Consider the following 24,486-nt stretch of genomic DNA (forward strand, 5'->3'; position numbering starts at 1 on the left):
TGCGCCTTAATTAATTCCACGCAGAATCCTGCTCCAGCGGATCTTATCTAATGGAGATGCATCTTTATCCGTACTCAGCCATGTAACCATTGCTTTCCCAACAATGTGATCCTCGGGTACAAATCCCCAGTATCGGGAATCTTCAGAATTATGCCGGTTATCACCCATCATCCAGTAATAATTCATTTTAAAAGTGTAGGTTTCCGCTGTCTTACCATTTATAAAAAACTTCCCGGCAGATTTTTCGACTTTGTTATTTTCATACACCTCAATAGCAGTTCTGTACAAAGCCATCGTGGTATCGTTAAGCCTTACCGTCCAACCCTTTGCGGGGATGGTCAGAGGACCGAAATTATCCTGATTCCAACGGAACAGCTTGCTCTGCGGGAAAACGTTTTCATCATAAACACCGTGGGGTGTAATAACCTCGGTGATTGACTTGATATTATTCCGGCTTTTAAAATCGTCAAAACTTGCCGGAGGGATGATCATAATATAATCTGTGGTATTGACTTGCTGGAATATTTCAATGTTAAGATCCTTAAGTAATTCCGGATTAATTCCATTCCCGTCGGTGCTGACCAGGAATGAACTCTGTGCTTCAGGAGCATTTTTGAATAATTGATTATTGATATAAACTCTCGAATCTCTCATTGAAACAACATCGCCGGGAATACCAAGGCAGCGCTTTATATAATGTACCCGCATATCTACGGGATTGTCTGAATCTGGGGGATAATTAAACACGACCACATCTCCCCTATTTACCTCTCCCAATCCGGGAAGCCTGAAGTATGGTAATTTAATTCCTTCCCAATAAGTTTTGATCTTTGATTCACCTAGCCTGGATTCCAAAAACGGTATCGATACAGGCGTTATTGGCATTCTTGGTCCGTAAGAAAGTTTGCTAACGAATAGATAATCACCTGTTAAAAGGGTTCCTTCCATAGAGCCTGTTGGGATGGCGTATGCCGAGAACAAAAGGCCCCGGATCACCGTGGCAGCAATTACTGCGAATACCATGGCATCTAACCATTCCCGGGTTTTGCTTTTTCGCTCTGCTACTTCAGTTTCTTCAGATTTGGACTTGCGTGCGAACAATTTTGAAAGTTTCATAACAAGGAAATTGAGTTGTTTATCAGACTAAAACCGCAAAAGTTTGTTACAAAATCCGGGCATTCAAAACTGATACCGGTTCCCGGTGTTGTTAATAGCAACGTGCTGAACATGAATAAACCTCTGTTAAAATTTACACCATCCAGTATTTATTGCCCTGCCGCGGACATTCATATTGATCCGTGGAAACCAGTCGACCGGGCAATTATCACCCACGCCCATAGCGACCATGCGAAGTTCGGCTGCAAGCATTACCTAGCCCATAAGGATTCGGAGAGCATCTTACGTCTCCGACTAGGAGAAGACATTTCACTTCAAACGGTCGAATATGGAGAGGAATTTAGCATAAACGGTGTAAAATTCTCACTTCATCCCGCAGGACATATTATAGGATCTGCGCAGATCAGGGTGGAGCATAAAGACGAGGTATGGGTTGCAAGCGGGGACTACAAACTACAGGACGATGGCTTTGCTGCACCTTTTGAACCCGTCAAATGCAATGCTTTCATTACAGAATCCACCTTCGGCTTACCAATCTACAAGTGGCCGGCTCAGGCTGACATAATGAATGATATCAGTGAATGGTGGCGTCAGAACCGCATGACAGGGAAAGCTAGTATACTAATGGGCTATTCCCTGGGGAAGATGCAGCGTCTCATTAAAAACCTGCAGCCATTTGATGGAGCTGTATTTGCACATGGGGCAACTTTTAATCTCAATGAGCGGCTGAGAGCTGTAGGTCATGACCTGCCATTTATTCCTTTGATAACTAAAGACACAGACCGGAAGCTGTTTCGGGGAGCCCTGATACTTGCCCCGGGATCGGTGTTAAATACCAGCTGGATAAAGAAATTCGAACCGTATTCAACTGGATATTGCTCAGGCTGGATGGCAGTTCGGGGTGCCAAAAACAGGAAAGCGATTGACCGGGGATTTGTGCTGTCGGACCACGCAGACTGGAATGACCTCGAATCGGCTATTGCGGAAACAGGAGCACAAAAGGTGTACGTTACACACGGATATACAGACACGTATGCACGTTGGCTAAATGAAAAAGGTATTGAAGCCGCTGAGGTAAAAACAATGTACGGGCAGGAAGAAGAGGCAGCTGAAGAAGAAATAATTGCGGAGTCATGAAGCGATTTACCGAACTATTCCTTCAACTCGACCGAACGAACAAAACGAACGAGAAAGTTGAATTGCTTAAAAGCTATTTTCTTTCGGCACCTGACGAGGATAAGATTTGGGCACTCGCACTTTTTACCGGAAGAAGACCACCACGAAAAATAAAATCATCGCAGGTTCAAGAATGGGCACTCGAGCTCGCTGGTATACCGTATTGGCTATTCAGGGAAAGCTATGGCAGTGTTGGCGACCTGGCGGAAACGGTTTCACTGATCCTGCCACAGCCCACGGAAGTTAGCGAGGAAAAAACATTAGCAGAATGGTTCAGTGGTCTTGCTGACTTGAAAACTGCCAGCGATGAAGAAAAGAAAGACTTTATCCTTAAAGCATGGAGACAACTCTCGGCTTTCGAGATCTTTGTTTTTAATAAACTGCTTATGGGCAGCTTCAGGATTGGCGTGTCCCAAACTCTGGTAACAAGAGCTATCTCAGAGATAACTGACAGTACACCCGCTATTATTTCCCATCGGTTGATGGGATCATGGGATCCGGCTTCGACATCCTATAAGGAACTGATTCATTCCGAAAACGCTGGGGATGAGTATTCCAAACCCTATCCTTTTTATCTTTCATATGCAATTCAGGGCACTGTTGACGATCTTGGCAGTCCTGAAGACTGGTTTGCAGAATGGAAGTGGGATGGGATCAGATCACAAATCATCTATCGCGATGGCGAAATTTACATCTGGTCGCGGGGTGAAGAACTTATCACCGATAAATTTCCAGAACTCCACATCCTGAAAGATCACCTTCCCGAGGGAACAGTTCTCGACGGCGAACTCATCTGTTTTGGTGAAACAAAGCCCCTTTCATTTAATGTGTTACAAACTCGTATTGGCAGGAAAAATCTCACCAAAAAAATCCTCGAGGAAGCACCGGCAGTTTTCATTGCCTACGATCTCATGGAATTTGGAGGAAAAGATATCCGCAATGAAGAACAGAAAGCACGGCGAAAAGTACTCGAAACGATAGTCAATGATGCAGGCATTCAAGCGGTGTTCAAACTTTCACCCCTTATCGATTTCCGCGAATGGCAGGAGCTGAAAGATCTTCACTTGCGTGCAAGGGAATTTGCTGCTGAAGGCTTTATGCTAAAACATAAGGAAGCACCTTATCTTTCCGGAAGAAAAAAAGGCGACTGGTGGAAATGGAAAACGGATCCCCTGAGTATCGATGCCGTTCTGGTCTACGCCCAAAAAGGAAGCGGCCGCCGAGCTGAACTTTACACCGACTACACCTTCGCTGTGTGGGATGAAGACAAGCTGGTACCCTTTGCGAAAGCATATTCTGGGCTTACCGACAAGGAAATTGGAAAAGTCGATTATTTTATAAAGAGGAACACTCTTGAAAAATTCGGTCCTGTGCGCACGGTAAAGGCAGAGCTGGTGTTTGAAATTGGCTTTGAAGGTATCAACGCATCAACCCGGCATAAATCCGGCATCGCAGTTCGCTTTCCCCGGATATTACGCTGGCGAACTGACAAAACAGTTAATGAGGCAGATACGCTGCAGAATCTCAAAGCCCTCTTATCACAGTTCAATTAGTGAATGTAAAAATTTCCTTTACTATCCTTCTTCCTAAACAATTAAGACTGCTCCACGTTGGATAGTCATGGAAAGCGAAAAATTCTACGATAAAGCCTACGATTGGGTACTTTCCAGCGGCCCACGTGTACTGCTCGGATTGATAATACTCCTTGTGGGCTTTTGGCTTATACGCGTAACGCTGAACTGGTTCAAGGCGCATATGCGTAGGAAAGAGGTCGACGCATCACTGAAACCGTTCTTTCTGAGCCTGGTCGGAATTGCCCTTCGCGTGCTGCTTGTGTTGGTCGTTATGCAGATTGTCGGCATCCAAATGACCATTTTCGCTGCAGTAATCGGAGCTGTAGGTGTGGCTGCGGGTCTTGCCCTTTCCGGGACATTACAAAATTTTGCCAGTGGTGTGCTCATTCTACTCTTAAAACCTTTTGTTGTCGGTGATAATATCATCACTCAAAACATGGAAGGTACAGTCACCACGATCGAGATATTTTACACGATTGTAACGACGTTTGATAACAGATCGGTAATTGTACCCAACGGTAAGCTGCTGAATGAGGTGATAATAAATTTGAGCAGAGAGGGTAACCGTCGGCTGGATTTAGAATTAAAATTCAGTTACGGTATTGAATATGAAACGATCAAACGGAATTTGGAAAATGCCATTGACGACTCTGTCAATCTTCTCCACAAAGCTGAGCGAAGAGTAGGTGTCTCAGCACTTGATGATGATGGCTATAAAGTTATGGTCAATGTGTGGCTGCATGCTCACGGGTATCACGATGCAAGGCTCGCCCTGCAGGAAAAAATCATGTCATACATGAAGAAATCGGGGGTATTACTTCCGGGAATGGAACCTGCAAAAGAATAATCGAAATCATAATCATACTGCATCATCTGACGCCACAAAGGAATTAAGGACGGACAGATTTTTGACCGCGTCACCCATGGTATTGTTGAAATAGGTGTATACACATTTCCCGTCTGTCAACCAGGATCTTATGTACTGGGAATACTCGAATAAGAAATCATCTGAATACGAGCCCCTGTAATTTCCACCAGGGCCATGAAACCGCAGATAAACGTCATTTCCGTCCTGTTCGATAAATTCTGATTGGGATCCTGCTTTGTCATGCAGTACGAAGGCAGCCTTATAGCTGTCCAGCATTTGATGAACGTCTTCTTTATACCAATCCATTCTACGAAACTCCAGAAATACCTTCCACTCGTAGTTAGGATCTGCTTCACGAATTTTAACCAATAAGCGCTCGACCCGTTTTTCCGCAGACAGGTCGAGTTTAGGAGGAAACTGAACAAGCAAACATCCTTTTTTATCAGCAACGGTATTTATAACCTGCATAAACCTATGAACATCATCATCTTTAAATAGCAAGTCCTTCACATGAGTGATATCGCGCCATAATTTGTAGGTAAAGCGGAAATTATCTGGCACCTCAGCAGCCCAATTGGCCACAGTTCTGGCCATAGGAATTTTGTAGAATGAGCTGTTAATTTCAATGCTGTTGAAAAGGTGAGAATAATAGTTGAGTCGCGATCCGCTTTGAAATTCTTTAGGGTATAAAGTCTTATTTGGTACGGGCAATGCCATCCCGCTTGTTCCTGAATAGAAATTCTTTGGCAGATTCATGTTTGAGTAACATCATCCACATGTTAAGGTTTGAGAAATTACTGTATAAAAAAAGAGGGACCCAAATGAGCCCCTCTTCATATTTAATCTATTCCTCTTTTCTTAGTCCATTTTAACAAACTTCACCAGTGAAGGCTTGTCGTGCTGGATTTTCTGGCCTGTTGGGGTTAGCAAACCGGTTTGCTGATCCCTCTTAAAGAAAATGATTTCATTCGTACCCTGGCTGGTAACAAGCATCCAGTTACCTGAGGGATCAATGTCAAAGGTCCTTGAACTCTTGCCTCCTATAGGTTGTCTGCCAACTACAGTAAGCTTTCCGGTCTTCTGGTCCACAGAATAGATCGCAATTTCATTGAGTACATTACGCGTTGAGGCATACAAAAATTTGCCATCAGACGAAACATGGATATCAGCGCCATCTGGTTTGCCAGTATAACTATCCGCAGCCATTTTGATGGTTTGAATCAAATTGATCTTTCCTTTTTTGTAGGTAAAGGCATTCACAGTTCCATCAAGCTCCGTTACAGCATAATAAAATTTCTTGTTAGGATGAAAAGTAGAGTGGCGGGGACCAGCACCCGGTGCGAGAGTGACAAAACCCTGAGCAGTGGGAGTAAGTGGATTTGGCCGTTTGCTGGCATCGAAAGCATATACATTCATCTTATCTGTTCCCAGATCCGCAGTGATCACATATTTATTGTCCGGCGAAACTACTGCAGAGTGAACAAACGGTTTATTCTTTGCTATGCTTTTACCTTCATGCTTGATATCCTGTATATCAGAACCTAATGTTCCATCGGCATTGATCGGCACAGCTGTTAATGTTCCACCACCGTAGTTACCGGCAAACACATATTTCCCTTTCGCATCAACTGAGATATACGTCGGACCCCCGCTGCCGGAAGGAACGCTATTTAAAAGCTTAAGATCACCTGTCTTTGAATCAAATGATAAGGCATTGATGTTCTTGCTGCGGTCCTCGCTCACAGTATATACAAACTTGCGGTCGTTTGTTACAGCAAAATATGATGGACTGCCTAAAACAACCTTTGATTTATATGTAGTGGATGCATCTTTGGTGTCGAACTCGTAAACGTAAATCCCTTCACTCTTTTCCGGAGATGTGTAGGTACCGATCAACAAATGATACTTAGTGCCTTGAGCAAACAAAGACCCTGTCAGTCCAAGAATGGCACAAAAGCTTATAATTTTTTTAAGGTTCATGTTTTTAGTTTTAAGATCCCAAGATATAAAAATTAAAGATTAGTATAAAAGAATAGGGCTTTTCAAACTACAGTGTTACAATGTGTTATTTCTGCAGTTCTATTGCGCAGAGAATTTTCAGTAAAAATTGTTATAAATCTCAGCTCTTAGTATTTTCGTTTAACGAAATACTCCCTCCTGATTTTCAATCCTCTCCTTACTTTCCTTACTATTAGGTCCAATTGCTGCTCGGAAATTCTTGTAGGCAAATTCGTAAACGATAGATGAAAGATCCGCCAAGGATTCGGGATGGTTTCGGTAATTTCCCGAAGCTGTCTCGGAACTGTCCCGGAACTGTCCCGGAACTGGTACGTAGCAAGTACCTAACAGCTACCTACCCTTCCCGAAGCATATACGCTTTTAGAATAGTCAGAAAATTAATCAATAAATAGGGCTGGAATTATTTACTTAAAGTTAAAAAATAAATTCAGGATTGCAAATTATTTGGAGCTATCCCGACACATTATCTGCTACTTTACCATCGGGGATGAGAGGCAGGGCTGTCAATCCGATACCTGTTGCGTCTAAAATTGCATTTCGTATTGCCGGTGCTACACCAATAATAGGTGCTTCGCCAGCTCCTGCCGATGGAAGATCCTTACGATCGATCATAACTATTTCTATTTCCGGGAGATCACTAAATCTTGGGACACGATATGATGAAATGGAAGGGTTCAAGATTTTGCCCCCAGCAAAGTCCACTGCTTCGAACAAAGCACCGCCAAGGCCCTGTACGATCGAACCCATAATCTGGTTGTGAAGATGAGCCGGGTTAACAATTGCCCCACACTCAAATGCTTCAGTAATTCGAATAACCTTAACGCGATTATTAATTATGGATACCTCTGCACAGGTGGCCACATATCCGCCTTTGTCGAAACCGGTAGCGATTCCAAATCCATTGCCTGGAGACTTTTTTCGTGCCCCCCAGCCAAAGCTTTTTGCGGCGGCTTCCAGCACAGCTTTGAACCGTGGTTCTTTCAGATTTTTAAGCCTGAAATCCAACTGATCCATCTCCAGCATCCGTGCCAGGTCTCCCATATGGCTTTCGCGGGCGAATACATTTGCAGTTGATGCAAGGCCCCGATAAGAACCTTGCTTGAGAGGAGTATCGGCTGGGTGAAATAGATTTTGCTGATTGGCAACGGTATATGGCGTCGCGATAGCGGCGGGGCCGGAATTATAATTATGGAAATCCCATGCGGTAATCGTACCATCTTTCCTGACACCGCTATTTATTTCTATGACACCGGCTGGTCTGAAATAGGCCCAGGTAAATTCTTCTTCGCGCGTCCAAACAAGTTTAACTGGTTTGCCAACAGCCTTAGATAGTTTTGCGGCCTCTTCAGCGGCTTCACCGCTGTGTTTACCTCCATATGCTGATCCGGTGTCGGGGACGATGACCCTGACCATTTCTTTTGGAATGTTGAACAATCCGGCAAGTGTATCACGCACACCAAATGGACGCTGAGTGCCGGTATAAACAGTTAGTTTTCCCTGCTCCCAGAACGCTATTGCTGCACGGGGCTCGAGCGGCACATGCGCGATATAGTCAACCTGGTAACTTGCCTTATGTTTATGGTCAGCTTCCCTGAGTCCCTTACTAAGATCTCCCTGAATACCCGATGACCTTCCCGGATCACCCGTGTTTTTTAAGTGCTCAAATAGTTCTGAACGCGCCTTCTGCGGGGATGTTTTCCAGTTTGCGTGAATGACTTTAATAGCCTTTGCCGCTGTCCATGGGTCATTAGCTGTGACACCTATAAAGCCGCCTTCCTGCACGATAATTACGCCGGGAATTGCCTTTGCAGCCGAGGTGTCGGCATCAATTAACTCGGATTTGTATGCCGGGGGGCGCAGGATCTTACCGTAAACCATTCCCGTTACTTTCATATCGGAAACATACTTGTGTTTACCTGTAAGAAAGGACTTGATATTGACTTTTGGAACAGATGTTCCGCTTATCTTTCTTTCAGCAATGGGTATAACTTTAGTAGCATCGGATATCGGGACAAGGAGCCGCTTTCCTCCGGACAATTGCCCATATGACATCTTATTCTTGTTTGTTGGATCGCTGACAAATCCCCCGTCGGCAACTAATGTGTCAGGATCCGTCTTCCATACAGCTGCTGCCACCCTGATAAGTTCATGCCTGGCTGCTGCAGAGGCTTTGCGTAACTGAGCACCCATCTGAGGAGTTGACCGACTGCCTACGGTACCGAAATCGTTCGGTACCAGATCTGTATCCGCCATGACCAATCTGACGGAATCTAATGAAACTTGCAGTTCCTCAGCAACAACCTGCGCAAGCGATGTCCGAATGTTCTGCCCCACCTCTGTTTTACCAGTGAACACGGTGATTATTCCATCCTCACCTACATGAACCCATGCACCAATCTGGTTCTCAGGGATTGGGATGAAAGTTCGATTTGAGGCAAGTGATAATAGATCATTGGAAACAAATACCACCGCGAGGCCGCCTCCCAAAAGCTTGAAAAATTTCCTCCGGTTTAGATAATTTTGACCCGGATCGCTGTGAATGCTCATTTGTTTCTCGGTCTTCTCCATAGCCTTAGCTCGATGCGGCCAGCTTAATGGCCTTTATAATATTTGCATATGTACCGCAACGACAGATATTACGGTTCATGACATCGACGATTTGAGCATCAGTCGGTTTAGGGTTTCGGGAAAGTAGCGATACTGTCGCAATGATCATTCCCGAAGCACAATAGGAACATTGAAAAGGATCAGTTTTCAGAAAAGCCTCCTGGACTTTATGAAGCTTATCATTTTTTTCCAGGCCTTCAATAGTCTCGATCTTTTTCCCCTCAAGAGAGTTAATGCGGGTGACGCACGAAGGTGTCGCCGATCCGTCGATAAGCACCATACATGCACCGCATGCTGCTTCTCCACATCCATATTTAGTTCCAGTAAGATCGAGCTCTTCGCGCAGAACAGTGAGCAGATCTGAATCAGGACCGGCATTTACAGTTACGGATTTGCCATTAATTGTTAGAACCATGATATGTCCTTAAACATCTTAAGTTACATCAAAAGGCAAACTCATCCAAGTAACATTTTAAATAATGACTACGGAACCGCTTAAAAAAAGGCATATCCCGACCTTGCCGGGATATTCCTTTCGAAAAAAATGATGTACTTAATCGGCCGCTACGTGAGTTACACCCCCACTGCTTACGGTCAGACCTGCTATCTGACCATTCTTCTGGGTGAAATTTGCCTGGGTATCACCCCAAATCAGATTAAACCCATATCCACCTCTCGGAGCCCCGGTGCCAACATTTGGCAAAGGATATGAGCCCGGATCTCCTATTATGATTCTGTCACTAAGCTGCGACAAGGTTACTCTTGTTCCATTATGTGTTAAATATTGGCTGGCATCCCTTCCGCCGGTTCCACCGTCAAACAGCCAGTTGAAGTTACTGGTGGAAGTCCCATATTCAAAGATTTTCCACTCCCTGCGGGTCGCAAAGTCAGTTCCTTTGTATTGGTTTTCCGAAGCAATCACAGCATAATTGCCCAGGCCGTCAGTCACCCAAATATTCAAATAGGGTCCTACTCCCGGATTGCCATAGACTAAATTCCAGTTTGTACTGCTTATGGAATTAATTTTGTACCCGTCAAAAAATTTCGTTCCGTAGCCTACTTTTTGACCTCCCCGGGGTGTGCCATAGGTGAAACCGTCCCCAGCAGCATTTTCGCTGAGAATTATGTCTGTATCCCAGGGTGCTGAAATTTTATTTGCGGTTAAATTTGAATTTCTGATGTAAAATACGCTGAAATCCGGGCCGCACTCCTCATCAATTATTCCATTGCAGTTATTATCAATTCCATCACCGCACACCTCAGATGCTGCTGGAGAAATAGATGCATCGTTGTCATTGCAATCATTTTTGGTGCCTTCACAGGCTCCGACTGCTGTATAACCGTCCCCGTCAGCATCCAAAATATAATCTCCGTGATTTAAATGGGCCTTCAAAGCTGATTGAGGAACTGAGACAGTTTGGAAAGCTCCATTTCCGGTCGAGTGACAAATTGTGACCTTGTCACTCTTTCCCAACATTTTGCCAGTATCTCCATCAAAAAATTGCCCTTGCTCCGGCTTCTGACAGCCGACAAATGTGAATAGCGATAGTACAAAAACGTAAAAAAACTTTTTCATAGGATTTCTAGTAGGTTTATTTACACCAAGTTATATAAAACCTAATTGAAACTCAAGGAAAATTTTACAAAAACTGCAGTCAACTTATGGCCTGCCGACATTCCAATTTCATCTTGCTAAGCTATGGTAATCACTACGCCGCCGAAACAAACTTAGTGGTAAACCCCCGATTAAAAATTGAAGTATGATTTTGCATTATTGAATGATATATCCTGCACGATTTTTCCAATCCATTCTACATCATTCGGCAACTCGCCCGCTTCTACTTCTGAGCCAAACAGGTTACATACTATTCGCCTGAAATATTCGTGCCGCGGGAAAGACATAAAGCTTCTTGAATCAGTTAACATTCCAACAAACCTACTTAGCAAGCCCAAATTGGAGAGTGCATTAAGCTGCTTGGTCATACCATCCTTTTGATCCAGGAACCACCATCCTGAACCGAATTGCATTTTTCCGGCTGCAGAGCCATCATTAAAGTTTCCTATCATCGCCGCAAAAACTTCGTTGTGAGAAGGATTGAGATTATATAGAATCGTGCGGGTTAACTGATCATTATTATCAAGTTTACTCAGAAATTTAGATAAGGTTTGAGCTTGAGTAAACTCACCAATGGAATCCCATCCTGTATCCGGTCCAAGCTCTTTAAATTTCCTCGAATTATTGTTCCTTAGTGCACCAAGATGATATTGCTGCACCCAACCTTTTTCATGATCCCACAATGCAAAGTGTTCAAGCATTGCTGATTTAAACTTAGAACTTTCTGCCACTGAGATTGGTTGCGATGAACGAATCTTCTTGAATATAACATCAACTTCTTCTTCAGTCCAATCATCGGCATAAATCCTGTCCATACCGTGATCTGAAATGGTACAGCCATTAGCAGCAAAATAGTTATGACGATTTTTTAGCGCCTCTAAGTACTTTGAAACGTCGGCAATACTGACATTTTCAATTTCTTGCAGTTTATCTATATAATTATTTAACCCCTGCAAGTCATCAGCATTCATTGCTTTATCCGGACGGAATGCAGGAAGAACCTTTATACTAAAGCCGTCAGCTGAAATTTTCTGATGGTGGTCCAGCTTATCAAGTGGATCATCTGTTGTACAGACCACTTTAACGTTCATCATAGTTAGCATGCCTCGAACTGAAAATTCGGGCGACTTCAACTTCTCATTACATTCATCCCAAATCCGTGCAGATGTTTCCGGAGAGAGGATTTCCTTAATACCAAAATATCTTTTTAACTCCAGATGCGTCCAGTGATACAAAGGGTTCCTTAGCGTATAAGGAACTGTCGCCGCCCACTGATCGAACTTCTCACGATCGGAAGCGTCACCAGTACAGAACCTTTCATTTACACCATTAGCACGCATTGCTCGCCATTTATAATGATCTCCCGAAAGCCATACCTGGGTAATATTATCGAACATCTTATCGGATGAAATCTGTTCCGGTGGCAGATGATTATGGTAATCGATGATGGGCATCTTAGCCGCGAAATCATGGTAAAGTTTTTTTGCCGTATTGGTTTGCAGAAGAAAGTCTTCGTCTAAAAATGGTTTCATAGTTGAGAAATATTTTGAGAAAATCTAAGGTATTTTAATTACGATGCAAAACTCCGGAATGCAGTACTTACAATTATTGAACATAGCCTTCATTAGGGTTACAAGATAGTTTTTCATTACCGCAAAAACAGCATCGAAATCAACATCCGTTCAAAATTTCCTATCTTGAGCCGGTTTTCAGTTAAGTAAACATGACACAAAATTTCAGGCATATTCCTGACGAGGCATTTGGCAGTAAAGCTATCGTCCGAATACGGGATATAGATGCTGTAGTACATAATTATAATTTATTTAAAGCTAAAGCCGATGCGACAGGTACGATTTGCGCAGCGGTTTTAAAAGGTGATGTTTACGGGTTACAGATTAAGGATGTAGCGCCGGCACTTTATAATGCAGGTGCGCGATATTTTTTTATTGAGGAGCTCGGTGAAGGAATCGAATTGAGAGGATTGCTCCCCTATGATAATATACATATATATGCACTGGGCGGACTTCTCCATAACGAAGAAGCCTATTTTAAAAGATTTGACATTGTTCCGTGCCTGAATTCATTGGAGCAGCTAAAGCGATGGAATTCCTACTGCAAAAATCATGGGAAAGGTTCCGCAATTATTCATCTCGACACCCACATGAATCGACTTGGCTTTCTGGATGATGAAGTTCTGGAATTAAGTGAAAACTTTGAAATCCTGACCTCACATCTCGAAATCGAATTTTACATCAGCCACTTCTTTGACATCAAAGGATCAGACCCGTCGAACTGTTATAAACAACTTGACGTACTTAACGATTATCGCTCAAAACTTCCTTTCAGGCCTGTTTCGTTTGCCTGTACAGACAGCGTAATCCTGCTGGACAACAAAATTTTCAACTTTGACATGATTCGTCCGGGTATAGGCCTTGTTGGCGGTGCCCCGAACGCCAACAGTCCAATTTCGCCTGACGCGCGGCACACCATGGAGGTCTATGCGAAAATATCCCAGATTAAAACGGTAAAACAGGGAGAAACGATAGGATACGGCGGGGCGTATAAAACGAAAAGGGATATCCGCCTTGCCTTGGTTCATATCGGATACAAGCATGGCTATCTCCGGCTCCTAAGTGAGATTGACAGTAATCCAAAAGGTGTATACATGTTTATTGCCGGTTACAAAATCCCTGTCATCGGCAAGATTTCCTCCGGTGCAACTACAGTTGATGTAACTGATGTACCGGAAGAGATTCTGGATAAATATCATTACGCTGAAGTAATAGGACCAAATGTTGATATAAAATTCCTTGCAGATATCAGCGGATGCTATGATATACTCGGGGCACTCGGAGTGGTTAACAGCCGAATTTCTGATTATACCCTAGATGCTTTTAATAACAAGAACTGGAATTCCTAGATTTTAGGATTGCTCAGTTTCACCACACGAATTACACTCAAATAAAATGATCAAAAATAGTTTTGATATCGAAGGTATAAGATCTCAATTTCCATCGCTGAAAAGAAATATCAACGGAAACCAGGCAATTTATCTAGACAGCCCGGGCGGCACCCAAACTCCGCAACGGGTGATCGACAAAATGGTGGACTATATGATAAACCACAACGCTAACAGTGGTGGTGTTTTCGCTACTACTGTTGAAACCGACAGCATGATTTTAGAAACAAGAAAATCTTTTGCTGATTTTTTCAATTGTTCTCCGGAGGAGATATCTTTTGGAGAAAATTCTACTACACTCAATTTTAAATTATCGCAGGCAATAGCAAGGGACCTCAAGGCAGGTGACGAGATAATTATTACGGATATTGATCACGATGCTAATAGAAGTCCATGGGAAATACTTGCCGAAAGGGGTGTGATTGTTCAAAGTGTTAGGGTAAACACTGAAACACTAACCATTGACCTCGAAGACTATAAACGCAAGCTTACTCAAAAAACAAAAGTTGTTGCCTTTAACTATGGGTCTAATGCAGTTGGGACAATCAGTGATGCAAAAACAATCATTGATCTTGCAAAAACTGTAAAAGCCATTACTGTGGTTGACGCTGTGCACTTTGCGTTACATGGTGTGTTAGACGTTAAAGAACTCGACGCCGACTTTGTATTCTGTTCGGCTTATAAATTTTTCGGTCCGCATATTGGAGTTTTATATAGTAAGAGCGAACGGATGAACGTGCTCAAAACTCTAAAAGTAAGCGCACAAAAGAACTATGCACCTGACAAGTTTGAAACCGGCACGCTAAACCATGAAGCAATTGCCGGGGCGGCCGAAGCAATTGAATTCATAGCGGATATTGGAAGGAAGCATCCTGAACATATTCTTACTCCGGATTCGGTTGCGAGTCAAAGAAGAAATAATATTATCAGCGGGATGAGAGCGCTGGAGGCATACGAAATCCCTCTTGCCGAATATTTCAAAGATGAGCTTAAAAAAATTAAGGGATTAGGACTTTTTTCGCCTCCGAAGGGACATTTGTGCACTTCTACTATATCCTTCAGGCTCGAGGATTTGCACCCTTTAGACGTTGCAAAAAGCCTGGCTGAAAAAGGAATTTTCGTGTGGGCGGGCGGCTTCTATGCTGTTGGCCTTATGCGGGCGCTTGGCTTAAGCGAAAGTGGAGGATTGGTACGGATCGGGCTCGCTCCATACAACACAAAGGACGAAATTGATCGGACATTATCAGTTGTTAAAGTGATCGCTGGTTCCTAATCCATTGCTTTTGACTTCCAGATATTTTTCAACAATACAGAATTTTATGCTCATTGGGAGGAACTGGTATGAGAATTGTTTACTAAACATATCTACACAGTATAGCGGAGCGCCGCGACCAGAAATCAATGAGCAAAGTATTCACAATCACGGATGGTTTAGAAAACCTCGGGGCCTTCCGAACAGGAGGGCAGGGTTCTGTTTATAAGGGCAGGCGAACGGGCAAGATTGTTACTGCTGTAAAACTTCTTCCAACACCTATTCTGGAAGAAAGTATGGAGAATAAAAACTATCGTGATTTCAGCAACGAAGTTGAGAAGCTGAAGAAAGTTAATGAGAATCCAAGTCCTAATGTAGTTAAAATTCTCAGTTCAGGTCTATCTGATAGTGGTTCATTCCCTTTCATTGAAATGGAATACATTGAAGGGCATGACCTGGAAGAGTTGTTAAAACCTCCTCATGACCCAATCTTTACATTAAAAGAAGCAATTAAAGTAACGGAGCAGCTGGCGAATGCCATCGCACATTGCCATTCGGTGAATGTAAAGCACGGTGATATTAAGAGCAATAATGTCAAATACAATGCGTTTACGGGGAATTATGTTCTTTTAGACTTCGGACTGGCTATCATGTCTGATGAGCAACGAAGAACAAGTCTGCGGCACGCCGGCGCGATTGAGTTCATGGCACCTGAACAATATGAAGGGCAAATGCTCTTAGAATCTGATATATATAGTTTCGGGATTGTATTATATGAAATTCTTGCTGGACAAGTTCCCTTCCCATTGTTTGACAACGGTGAGACCGCGCGTAATAATGTTCGCGTTTCACATATAGAAACGCCAATTCCCGATGTTCTGGAACTTCGCAGGAAAAATCTCCCGATCACGTGGTCTCCAGAAAAACAGGCGAGGGAAATGCAGGTTCCACTATGGTTGCTGACCATTTTAAATAAGTGTCTGCAGAAAAAGCCCTCAAAACGCTTTGGAAGCGGCATAGAGCTACAGGAATTCATTATCGAAAATAGTATTTCACAAGCGCAGATTAGCGAATTAAGTCAAACAAAAGGAGACGAAAAATATCAGCGAATCATATCTGAAAAAGATCTTAAAATATCAGCTCTTCGCCAGCAAATTCGGGAAAACAGAAGGAGCAGCAGATCAGCTATTCGCATTCCTGCACCAGTATTTTTTGTATCAGTTATCCTGTTATCAGCCCTTTTACTTTTCGCGGGGTATAATTATTTCAGCAATGATCGACCAGCAGTTGTTATGGGAGTAGCTGACAGTACAGCTAATAATCCAATCAGCGACCGGGATGTTTCAAATGATATATCGAGGGCGTTCCCAGCTACTGTCGTTTTGAATCTCGACAGTATTAAAGATAGTGAGCTAAGAAAAAGAACGCTGAGAGCCTCCACGGTCCGACCTGTCAGGTCATCCGAAGATAATGAGGAGGTAACTACAGGAGAAACACGCACTAGAAAGCCTTTCCTTAAATTTCTCTTTAAGAAGAGGCGAAAGGATTAGTTTCTCCACTCGGTCCTATCCTTCTTCTGTAATCTTAAGGCACAATTTTTGCTAATTAATTAAATAACTGACAAACCTAAAATATTGATCATGCAACAAAAATTTCCAATTTTAATGGCGGCGGCAACCCTGGCCCTGTATGCCTGCGGTAACAACGTAACAGATGTAAACTCATCAAAAACGGATTCCATTTCATCTGATTCAGTATCCGTTCCTGTTGAAACCAAGGCGCCAAATTCAACCTACAAACCAGCTTTTGCAGGCCAAACACGCATTCCTTCGGTGAAAACTACCACCGCATACCAAAGCAAAGTTTTAACATCCGGCTTGAAGAGTCCATGGGGAATTGCCAGCCTGCCTGATGGAAAATTGCTGGTAACAGAGAAAGGTGGAACGATGAAAATCGTGACCACTTCCGGTACGGTGAGCGCAGCATTATCCGGAATTCCAGTTGTAGATTCTAAAGGACAAGGTGGACTACTGGGGGTAACGATTGATCCGGCATTTGATCAAAATCGTATGGTGTATTGGGCGTTTTCAGAACCTGTATCCGGGGGAAATCATACAAGCCTGGCAAAGGGTAAGCTTTCCGCAGACGAAAAAAGCATTGAAAATGCAACTGTGATCTATCGGGCTACGCCTGCCTATAACGGCGATAAACATTATGGCGGACGGGTGATTTTTGATAATAATGGAAATCTCCTTCTTAGTACCGGTGAGCGGTCGGATATGGTTACCCGCCCACAGGCACAGGATCCTAAGTCAGGGCTGGGTAAAGTGATCAGATTGACAACTGAGGGCAAGCCTGCATCGGGGAACCCGACAATAGATGCTGCACGTCCGGAAATATATTCATATGGACACCGAAATGTCCAGGGACTTGCTATCCATCCCACTACCGGAGATATTTGGGAAGGTGAATTCGGTCCACGCGGTGGAGATGAAATCAATCTTGTACAACCAGGAAAAAATTATGGATGGCCGACTATCACATATGGTATCGAATACAGTGGCGAAACAATAGGTGCCGGCATTACACAGAAAGACGGTCTTGAACAACCAGTTTACTACTGGGATCCGGTTATTTCTCCCAGCGGAATGACATTCTATAAAGGGACTAGTATTCCAGAGTGGGAAAACAATTTGTTTGTAGGAGCTTTAAGCGGGATGCACATCGCCAGACTCGTTATTGAAAATAACAAAGTCACCGGCGAAGAAAGACTTCTTGCAGGAGAAAACCAGCGATTCAGAGCTGTAATACAAGGTAAAGATGGTGCGCTGTATGCAATCACCGATCAAGGAAAATTGTATTGGATTGGAAAAAAATAACGCAAATCATTTTTTGCAGATGTGAAAAAAGGCCCTGTTTGTCAGGGCCTTTTTAATTACAACTGGTTTTATTCTATTCCATTGTTTAATTAGCAACAGTATAAGTCAGCCTGATCGCATAAGGTGCCGCTGCAAGTACTGCTGCCTGACTCGATACTACCGTGCCTGATTTAAGAGTAAAATCGGTTCTCAATATAAATCTGTCGCCCGCTGCGGTGGATGCTGTTGTTATACCCATTAGCGCCGTCAAATCATTTAGACTTAAACTATAATTTGCCGGCCAGGTTTTCACCTCCTCAAGCTGTTTTGTTGTGGTGGTTGTTCCCTTGATATAATCCACCATCAGGCGGACAGAAGCTACATTTCCTGACTCGACGATCTTCAATGTAAAGTTGTCTTTTACTGTCGGATTAGCTTTGCTTAATGTTGCATTATTAAAACTTGCAACAGTTGCTGGCACACCAAGAGCCCGGGTAAACTGAGCATTAGCGCCATTTTCAACTTCCGGAAAACGATCTTCCTTCTCACATGAAGTAAGGCCTGCTACAACCAGAAGAGATAATATAATTTTAAGGTATTTCATCTGTTTAATTTTTAAGTTTCATTCGGTGATGAAGCTATCATGATTTAATAATTATACCCCTAGGGTTATGGGAAAATCATAATGGTTTCATAACGTCTTTTTTATTTGTCCCAGAATATTTTTGTTGTGTAAACATCAGGCTGTGCCGGTGCATTCGGATTTGCCTGAATCTCAGAATTCGGATAAGGGAACCTGTTCGGGAATGTCCTCTGTGCCTGAGTTTCTGCGTCACCATCAGTAACCGGGTCAGGAATTACCGGATAACCCGTTCTCCTGTAATCTGTATAAAGGTCGATTCCGAAACCAAAACCTGCTATCCATTTTTGAGTTATAATAATTTCAAGTTTTCCCGCTGCGGTGGCTGCATCATAATTCGCCAGAATGGCATTAACATAAGTATTAATTGCTGCAGCCGGGATTTGAGGAACAGTCTGTACAGATCCCGGAACGGTGGCAGCATAAGCATTAACCTTTGTAAAATGTGCCCTGATACCTTCTTCGAGCAACGTACGCGGATTACCATTTGTTCCGGCTGTTAAGGCAGCTTCAGCAAGAATAAACTTCATCGTATAAGAAGTGAGCAAACGCAATGGCGCGTCAGAAGGGCCATTTGTTAACGTTCCTGTGCCTCCAGCTCCATCATCATACCTGCCACCAACCGGGAACAATCCCACAAGCGACTGAAAATTCCTCTGGTCAAAAGATTTATTAGGGCCCTGCGATGCGAATCTTCTTGAAACGAACCTGCCATCCCTATAGTCTGTTGGGTTCGCTGGATTGTTGGTAGCAGTCAATTGGTTGTAAACGTAATATGGCAAACGCGGGTCAGTGCTATTCTTCATAACATTATAGAAGAATGGGCTTACCCAGCTTTCTCTCTGCCCTGCAGCATTATAATTTGCTACGAAGCCGGGGTTACGATTCTCCGGTGAACTTGATGTCCCAAAACGAATTTGAAAGTCATCCGCAGCATTTAGAATTAAATTTCCCTCAGTGATCAACGTATTCATTTCAGCTTTGACATCTCTCGTTAACCGAATCTGATTCAACATCTTCAGTTTAAGCGATTTTGCTAACCTTACCCATTTGACGCGATCGCCACTGTATATAAACTCGTTGCTTGCGTCAGGGGAAATGGATGATGTTGTAGCGTTAAGGTTCGTTATAGCTTCATCAAGCAATTTGAGTAGGCTCTCATAAACATCAGAATCTTTATCAAATTTAGGGGTCAGAAATTCGTTCCCCTTAAGTGCCTCCGTGTAGGGAATATCCCCAAAAAGATCGACTAAGATGCTGTAAACGTATGCCTTCTGAACCTGTGCTACACCTGCGAAATGCGGAGCATTAACCGCTTTTCCTTTTTCAATTACCGTTTCCAGGTCTTTAAGTGTGCCTGAATATAAACCATAAGTGGCACCGGAACCACTCCACGCATTACCGAAGTTTGTTCCGTCCACCACATATTCTTCAACTCTGAAGTTGACTAACTGGTGCACAAATGTTGAAGCTGCTGCGTTCAAACCTGCAATATTCATGCTCAGGTTAAAAGCAAGGCCAGTTTCGCCCGCCGGAAGGATCTGCGTCAGCGGCAAGTCAGTAGGATTTTTTGGGTCAGTGTTGATATCCAAAAAATTCTTCTCACAGGCTGGCAATATTAGCACAGCTGCGACAGCTACTATACTGCTTATATATTTAAACCTAGTTTTCATTCTATTCTTTTTAGTTGTAAAGAAGATGAGCCCGAGTTTTGGCTTACCTATCTTATAATTAGTTAATTAAAACGTTGCCCTCAGGTTAAAACCAAATCTCTTGGTGGTAGGAGCATTTGTATATTCAATACCCTGAACATTCCTGGTTGCACTGGCACCATATGTACTGGTTTCAGGGTCGAAGTTGGTTCCTTTAGGGAAGTTAGGGGCGTTAAAATAAAGGTTACGGCCAGTCACAGAAAGGTTTAATGATCCGAGTGGCGTTCCGCCTAACCATTTTTTCGGAATGTCATAACCCAATGCCACCTCTCTCACTCTGAAAACGGTCGCATCGTAAATCATCAATTCTGATACACCTGTTAAACCACCAGTACCGTTGAAGTAAAGGTCGTTTGCCGTCGTCTGAACATTATTAGGAATTTTGTTCCCGCTGGCATCAAGAATTGGTTTGAATGTCGTCGCGTTTCCATAAAATCCTTTGATAATTTTCGGAGTAAGCCTGTCCTCTGTGTCGGTAGTTACACCACGACCTAAGTACTGTGCTACGGTTCCTGAATAAAGATCCCCACCATCACGGTAATCTAACTGCGCAGAAAGGCTTAGACCCTTGAATTTGAAAGTGTTTGTAAGGGAAGAAGTATAGTTAGGATTTGGATCCCCTATTTCCTGAAGCGGAACACGAAGCATCAGCCCAGTTTGCTGATTGATAAGAAAATTGCCATCGTCATCTTTCGCTGCCTTGGTTCCAACCATGATACCGTACGGCCTTCCCGGGCGCAAAACAACTGCTGGATCGCCGAAGCTAGGAACTACAGAAATCTCATTAAGTCCTGCTGTTAACTCTTCAACGCGGTTGCGGTTCCTCGCAAATGTTCCATAGATATTCCAGCTGAAACCGCCTAAATTTTTAATTGGATTCAGGTCGAGCCCAATTTCGATTCCCTTATTGCTAAGCTTTCCGAAGTTAGTCAGTTTCGAAACAAACCCGGTTGAACTTGGAATAGAAATAGCAGCAATCTGATTTTCAGATAATTTATTGTAATAGGTGAAATCAATACCAATTCGATCTTCTAAGAACCTCAGCTCACCACCAAGTTCGTACTCGGTAGTAAACTCCGGTGTTAAGTTAGGATCCGTTAATACGTTACCAACTGTCCCTGCCGAGGTGCCCAGGAACGGAAATACGATATTACTTGCATTGTTTCCGAATGTCGGATTAACAAGGTATGTAGCATCAAGTGAGTAAGGATCGGCATCATTACCAACTTTACCATAAGCAGCTCTTAGCTTTCCATAAGAAATAATGTTTTTGATCTTCTCATTGTTGATAAGCTCAGTGAACACGAAAGCCGTACTCGCACCTGGATAGAAGAAACTACGGTTAGCCTTAGGCAAGGTAGATGACCAATCGTTACGTCCCGTTACGTTCAGGAATAAATATGATTTATAATCAAACTGAACATCACCAAAAGCTCCTATAATTCTTCTTTTAGTAAAGCCACCGCCAAAAGGAACAACGGTAGCAGTATTATCAATATCATCGATATTAAATACGACCATTCCAGTTCCCTGAACAGCTTGTCTCTCAAACTTTCTTTGATTGACGTTATGTCCTAAGGTTGCGCTAAAGTTCAGATCCGGAAGAAGCTTTCTTGAGACGGTTGCAAGCAGAGTAGACTCGATCTCCTGATTCGCCAGGACATCGTCAGTAACTTCACCGATTCCATTCGCCCCTACTGATCCTCTTCTTATCGTCCTAATACGCCTGTCAGTATACGTATTAACTCCAATTTTGTAGTTCAATTTAAGCCAGCTATTGATGCTGTAATCAAAGCCAACGTTACCGTATGCGCGGTCTACATCACTTTTGTATGTGTTATTTTCTACTGACCAGTATGGATTGTCAACTCCTGCCACAGGGAAAAGTTGCCCAAGAGTTACCGGATTTTGGTAGGGCATTACACTAAAATCAGATGTATTCCAGTTACGACCAAGGTAAAGAGTCCGGGCAAATGCCGAGGCTTGTCCAATACCATTCTGTGCTCCAAGGATCGGCCCATTCTGATTGGAATTAACGTATGACAAAGAGCCGGAAACATTTATTTTGTTTGCCAGTTTATAGTTTCCACCAATATTAACGTTAGTACGGGTGAAATCTGAATTGCGGATAATACCGTCATTTTTGCTTCTGGCGAGTGAGGCTGTAAAATTACTTACATCATTGCCGCTGGAAATCTGAACTGAGTTCTCCATAACACCACCGTTTACAAAGAAATCTTCAACGTTACTTGCAAAAGCTTTGTATGGTGTTGTAGTCCCGGCAGGGAATTGTGGTAATGCTGCATTACCCGCGAACCAATGTGGAATAGTACCGTTTGTAATACCGTTACCCTGAGGGAATATGCTAGGCTGATCAAAAGCAGGACCCCAGCTTCCATTGGCGTTTGCATAATTAAACTCCGTACCCGCTCCATACTTATTTTGATAGTCTGGCAGGCCGGTAATTTGCTCAATTGCGTAACCGCCGACATAAGACACCTCAAAACCTTTACGACCTGCGCCTGTCCTGCCAGTTTTGGTAGTAATTAATACCACACCATTAGCAGCCCTGGAACCATACTGTGCTGCAGCGGCTGCACCCTTCAGAACGGTTATAGATTCTATGTTATTCGGATCAAGATCGACAGCACGGTTTGATACGGCATTGTTATTCACTAAAGCTGAAGCACCTGACTGTGCATAACCATTATCAAAGGGAATTCCATCAACAACCATCAGGGCCTGAGTATTACCCAGGAAGGAGTTATTTCCACGGATAATAAAGTTTGTTGAACTTCCCGGGACGCCATTTGCTGCTGTAACGTTCACTCCTGCAACTTTTCCCGACAAAGCTCGCAACGGATCTATTTCAGACTTCTGAGATAGCTGATCACCACCAACAGTAGAGGTAGAATAACCAACCGACCTTTTCTGACGTTCGATTCCAAAGGCTGTAACTACGACTTCAGAAAGTTGTTTCGCGTCAACCCGTAGGGATACATTAATGGTAGTGGATGACCCGACAGTAATTTGCTGAGTAGAATATCCAATAAAGCTGAATTCCAGCTGGGCTGCTGGGCCGGCTACTTCGATGGAATATGTCCCATCACCCCCGGTTTGCACACCTCTGGTTGTGCCGGAGATTTTCACCGTAGCACCAGGTATTGGCAAACCATCATCCGCGCCCTTCACAGTCCCCCTGACGGTTTTTGTTTGGGCGAAAGTTATTTGGGCTACAGATAATCCCAATAACAATAACATTAGTAATTTTTGTTTCATAATAATATGGAATTTGGTTAGTCAGTGGGAAGCACCTCTTCACACGTAAATTAACCGCAATGATATCTAAGACGCCTAAATTTAAATGTGCGGGAATGATGATGTTTGAAGACCTTAGTTTTGATGGCGTTTGTCTACCTTCCGGAACTAAAGATTGAATTTATGTCAGAATACTTCCTAAAATCTCCACCCAAATGGGTAATCAGGGCATTTTGGAAAGTTTAATTGAAATGGCTATAAAGCTTCGCGCCTTACGTGATTTTATTAAGCGGCGTGATATGTATGATCATTTTCGCACAATAGCTGCCTTGTTGAAATAATGCAGATAGGTCAAAAAATACTGATAAAGCGCACTTTAGCGAAAATTAAGACATGGAAATCAAAATAAGATTAAAGGCCATTTCGTTGATTACCAGTAATTTACAATTTTACTCGCATCCTCATGAATACTGAAGTGTGTTTTCGTGTGTAACAGACTTAACATCGTATCAAAAAACAGCTTAATTAGTATAAAATCCAGAAACTTAATTCCAAGACAACTACTTCATTATAAATTCATTATTAAAAAAACAACAAGATGAATGGATTTTATGTGCCAAAGTTCGCAGATTAACTAGTACGCAAAGGCGGATTCACGCATTCAAAAAAGAAACAGGCGAACGCAAAACTCTTTTGCCGTTTCTAACCGACCCACCGGTAACAAAAATGAGCCATAGGAGTCGAAATTTACAGGTGGCTTTTAATTGATAATCGATGGAATGAATGGGACCATTTAAAAAGTATGCAAGAATCGCCATAGTTGATATACTCT

17 protein-coding genes are annotated in these 24,486 nt (G+C 43.0%); 7 read left to right on the plus strand and 10 right to left on the minus strand.

The genetic code is table 11. The features are described from left to right. Positions 1-6: 6 nt before the first annotated feature. Positions 7-1,116 (minus strand): signal peptidase I, encoded by a 1,110-nt coding sequence (gene lepB, locus B5X60_RS07360; protein ID WP_079701947.1) that lies wholly within the window; start codon positions 1,114-1,116, stop codon positions 7-9. A gap of 111 nt (positions 1,117-1,227) precedes the next feature. Here lepB and B5X60_RS07365 point away from each other — a divergent pair, with 111 nt between their 5' ends. From B5X60_RS07365 to B5X60_RS07375, 3 genes are all read left to right on the plus strand, one after another. Next, entirely contained in the window at positions 1,228-2,253 is a 1,026-nt protein-coding gene (locus B5X60_RS07365; RefSeq protein ID WP_079702347.1) for a ligase-associated DNA damage response exonuclease, read from the plus strand. Beyond that, complete coding sequence (locus tag B5X60_RS07370; RefSeq protein WP_079701948.1) at positions 2,250-3,845, plus strand: ATP-dependent DNA ligase; 1,596 nt, start codon at positions 2,250-2,252, stop codon at positions 3,843-3,845. Before B5X60_RS07365 ends, B5X60_RS07370 begins: the two co-directional genes overlap by 4 nt. A gap of 67 nt (positions 3,846-3,912) precedes the next feature. After that, positions 3,913-4,713: a mechanosensitive ion channel family protein gene (locus B5X60_RS07375; RefSeq protein WP_079701949.1), complete on the plus strand. Its 801-nt coding sequence runs from the start codon at positions 3,913-3,915 to the stop codon at positions 4,711-4,713. A 12-nt stretch (positions 4,714-4,725) separates the two neighbouring features. On the opposite strand, the gene B5X60_RS07380 is transcribed toward B5X60_RS07375, so the two are convergent. From B5X60_RS07380 to uxaC, 6 genes are all read right to left on the minus strand, one after another. Then, positions 4,726-5,490, minus strand: a complete 765-nt coding sequence (locus B5X60_RS07380) for a DUF72 domain-containing protein (RefSeq protein ID WP_079701950.1) — start codon at positions 5,488-5,490, stop codon at positions 4,726-4,728. Between the two features lie 102 nt (positions 5,491-5,592). Next, positions 5,593-6,714, minus strand: coding sequence for a lactonase family protein (locus B5X60_RS07385; RefSeq protein WP_079701951.1), 1,122 nt, complete (start codon positions 6,712-6,714; stop codon positions 5,593-5,595). Positions 6,715-7,203: 489 nt separating this feature from the next. After that, complete coding sequence (locus tag B5X60_RS07390; RefSeq protein WP_139377392.1) at positions 7,204-9,300, minus strand: xanthine dehydrogenase family protein molybdopterin-binding subunit; 2,097 nt, start codon at positions 9,298-9,300, stop codon at positions 7,204-7,206. Between the two features lie 25 nt (positions 9,301-9,325). Continuing rightward, entirely contained in the window at positions 9,326-9,775 is a 450-nt protein-coding gene (locus B5X60_RS07395; RefSeq protein ID WP_079701953.1) for a (2Fe-2S)-binding protein, read from the minus strand. A 138-nt stretch (positions 9,776-9,913) separates the two neighbouring features. Next, positions 9,914-10,936: a putative metal-binding motif-containing protein gene (locus B5X60_RS07400; RefSeq protein ID WP_079701954.1), complete on the minus strand. Its 1,023-nt coding sequence runs from the start codon at positions 10,934-10,936 to the stop codon at positions 9,914-9,916. 170 nt (positions 10,937-11,106) lie between these two features. Next, positions 11,107-12,507, minus strand: coding sequence for a glucuronate isomerase (gene uxaC, locus B5X60_RS07405; RefSeq protein WP_079701955.1), 1,401 nt, complete (start codon positions 12,505-12,507; stop codon positions 11,107-11,109). Positions 12,508-12,698: 191 nt separating this feature from the next. On the opposite strand from uxaC, the gene B5X60_RS07410 reads away from it, so the two are divergent. The 4 genes from B5X60_RS07410 to B5X60_RS07425 all read left to right on the plus strand — a co-directional run bounded on the left by B5X60_RS07410 (position 12,699) and on the right by B5X60_RS07425 (position 18,065). Beyond that, positions 12,699-13,895: an alanine racemase gene (locus B5X60_RS07410; RefSeq protein ID WP_079701956.1), complete on the plus strand. Its 1,197-nt coding sequence runs from the start codon at positions 12,699-12,701 to the stop codon at positions 13,893-13,895. Positions 13,896-13,941: 46 nt separating this feature from the next. Continuing rightward, a complete protein-coding gene (locus tag B5X60_RS07415; protein ID WP_079701957.1) occupies positions 13,942-15,207 on the plus strand; it encodes a cysteine desulfurase-like protein in 1,266 nt (421 codons plus the stop codon). A 128-nt stretch (positions 15,208-15,335) separates the two neighbouring features. Continuing rightward, complete coding sequence (locus B5X60_RS07420) at positions 15,336-16,736, plus strand: serine/threonine-protein kinase (protein WP_079701958.1); 1,401 nt, start codon at positions 15,336-15,338, stop codon at positions 16,734-16,736. Positions 16,737-16,826: 90 nt separating this feature from the next. After that, complete coding sequence (locus B5X60_RS07425; RefSeq protein ID WP_079701959.1) at positions 16,827-18,065, plus strand: PQQ-dependent sugar dehydrogenase; 1,239 nt, start codon at positions 16,827-16,829, stop codon at positions 18,063-18,065. An 85-nt stretch (positions 18,066-18,150) separates the two neighbouring features. Here the strand turns inward: B5X60_RS07425 and B5X60_RS07430 are convergent, their stop codons facing one another. The 3 genes from B5X60_RS07430 to B5X60_RS07440 form a co-directional block, all read right to left on the minus strand. Then, on the minus strand, positions 18,151-18,648 hold the full coding sequence (locus B5X60_RS07430; RefSeq protein WP_079701960.1) for a hypothetical protein: 498 nt from the start codon (positions 18,646-18,648) through the stop codon (positions 18,151-18,153). Positions 18,649-18,749: 101 nt separating this feature from the next. After that, positions 18,750-20,357 (minus strand): SusD/RagB family nutrient-binding outer membrane lipoprotein, encoded by a 1,608-nt coding sequence (locus B5X60_RS07435; RefSeq protein ID WP_079701961.1) that lies wholly within the window; start codon positions 20,355-20,357, stop codon positions 18,750-18,752. Positions 20,358-20,423: 66 nt separating this feature from the next. Further along, positions 20,424-23,675 (minus strand): SusC/RagA family TonB-linked outer membrane protein, encoded by a 3,252-nt coding sequence (locus tag B5X60_RS07440; RefSeq protein WP_079701962.1) that lies wholly within the window; start codon positions 23,673-23,675, stop codon positions 20,424-20,426. Between the last annotated feature and the right edge of the window lie 811 nt (positions 23,676-24,486).

Source organism: Daejeonella lutea (genome assembly GCF_900168015.1).
Taxonomy (GTDB): Bacteria; Bacteroidota; Bacteroidia; order Sphingobacteriales; family Sphingobacteriaceae; genus Daejeonella; species Daejeonella lutea.

Excerpts from the sequence above, each read along its gene's own strand:
- B5X60_RS07400 (WP_079701954.1), bottom strand. The coding sequence starts at position 10,936 with ATGAAAAAGTTTTTTTACGTTTTTGTACTATCGCTATTCACATTTGTC.
- B5X60_RS07410 (WP_079701956.1), top strand. The coding sequence starts at position 12,699 with ATGACACAAAATTTCAGGCATATTCCTGACGAGGCATTTGGCAGTAAA.
- B5X60_RS07415 (WP_079701957.1), top strand. The coding sequence starts at position 13,942 with ATGATCAAAAATAGTTTTGATATCGAAGGTATAAGATCTCAATTTCCA.
- B5X60_RS07440 (WP_079701962.1), bottom strand. The coding sequence starts at position 23,675 with ATGAAACAAAAATTACTAATGTTATTGTTATTGGGATTATCTGTAGCC.
- B5X60_RS07430 (WP_079701960.1), bottom strand. The coding sequence starts at position 18,648 with ATGAAATACCTTAAAATTATATTATCTCTTCTGGTTGTAGCAGGCCTT.
- uxaC (WP_079701955.1), bottom strand. The coding sequence starts at position 12,507 with ATGAAACCATTTTTAGACGAAGACTTTCTTCTGCAAACCAATACGGCA.
- B5X60_RS07365 (WP_079702347.1), top strand. The coding sequence starts at position 1,228 with ATGAATAAACCTCTGTTAAAATTTACACCATCCAGTATTTATTGCCCT.
- B5X60_RS07370 (WP_079701948.1), top strand. The coding sequence starts at position 2,250 with ATGAAGCGATTTACCGAACTATTCCTTCAACTCGACCGAACGAACAAA.
- B5X60_RS07425 (WP_079701959.1), top strand. The coding sequence starts at position 16,827 with ATGCAACAAAAATTTCCAATTTTAATGGCGGCGGCAACCCTGGCCCTG.
- B5X60_RS07380 (WP_079701950.1), bottom strand. The coding sequence starts at position 5,490 with ATGAATCTGCCAAAGAATTTCTATTCAGGAACAAGCGGGATGGCATTG.
- lepB (WP_079701947.1), bottom strand. The coding sequence starts at position 1,116 with ATGAAACTTTCAAAATTGTTCGCACGCAAGTCCAAATCTGAAGAAACT.
- B5X60_RS07420 (WP_079701958.1), top strand. The coding sequence starts at position 15,336 with ATGAGCAAAGTATTCACAATCACGGATGGTTTAGAAAACCTCGGGGCC.
- B5X60_RS07395 (WP_079701953.1), bottom strand. The coding sequence starts at position 9,775 with ATGGTTCTAACAATTAATGGCAAATCCGTAACTGTAAATGCCGGTCCT.
- B5X60_RS07375 (WP_079701949.1), top strand. The coding sequence starts at position 3,913 with ATGGAAAGCGAAAAATTCTACGATAAAGCCTACGATTGGGTACTTTCC.
- B5X60_RS07385 (WP_079701951.1), bottom strand. The coding sequence starts at position 6,714 with ATGAACCTTAAAAAAATTATAAGCTTTTGTGCCATTCTTGGACTGACA.
- B5X60_RS07390 (WP_139377392.1), bottom strand. The coding sequence starts at position 9,300 with ATGAGCATTCACAGCGATCCGGGTCAAAATTATCTAAACCGGAGGAAA.
- B5X60_RS07435 (WP_079701961.1), bottom strand. The coding sequence starts at position 20,357 with ATGAAAACTAGGTTTAAATATATAAGCAGTATAGTAGCTGTCGCAGCT.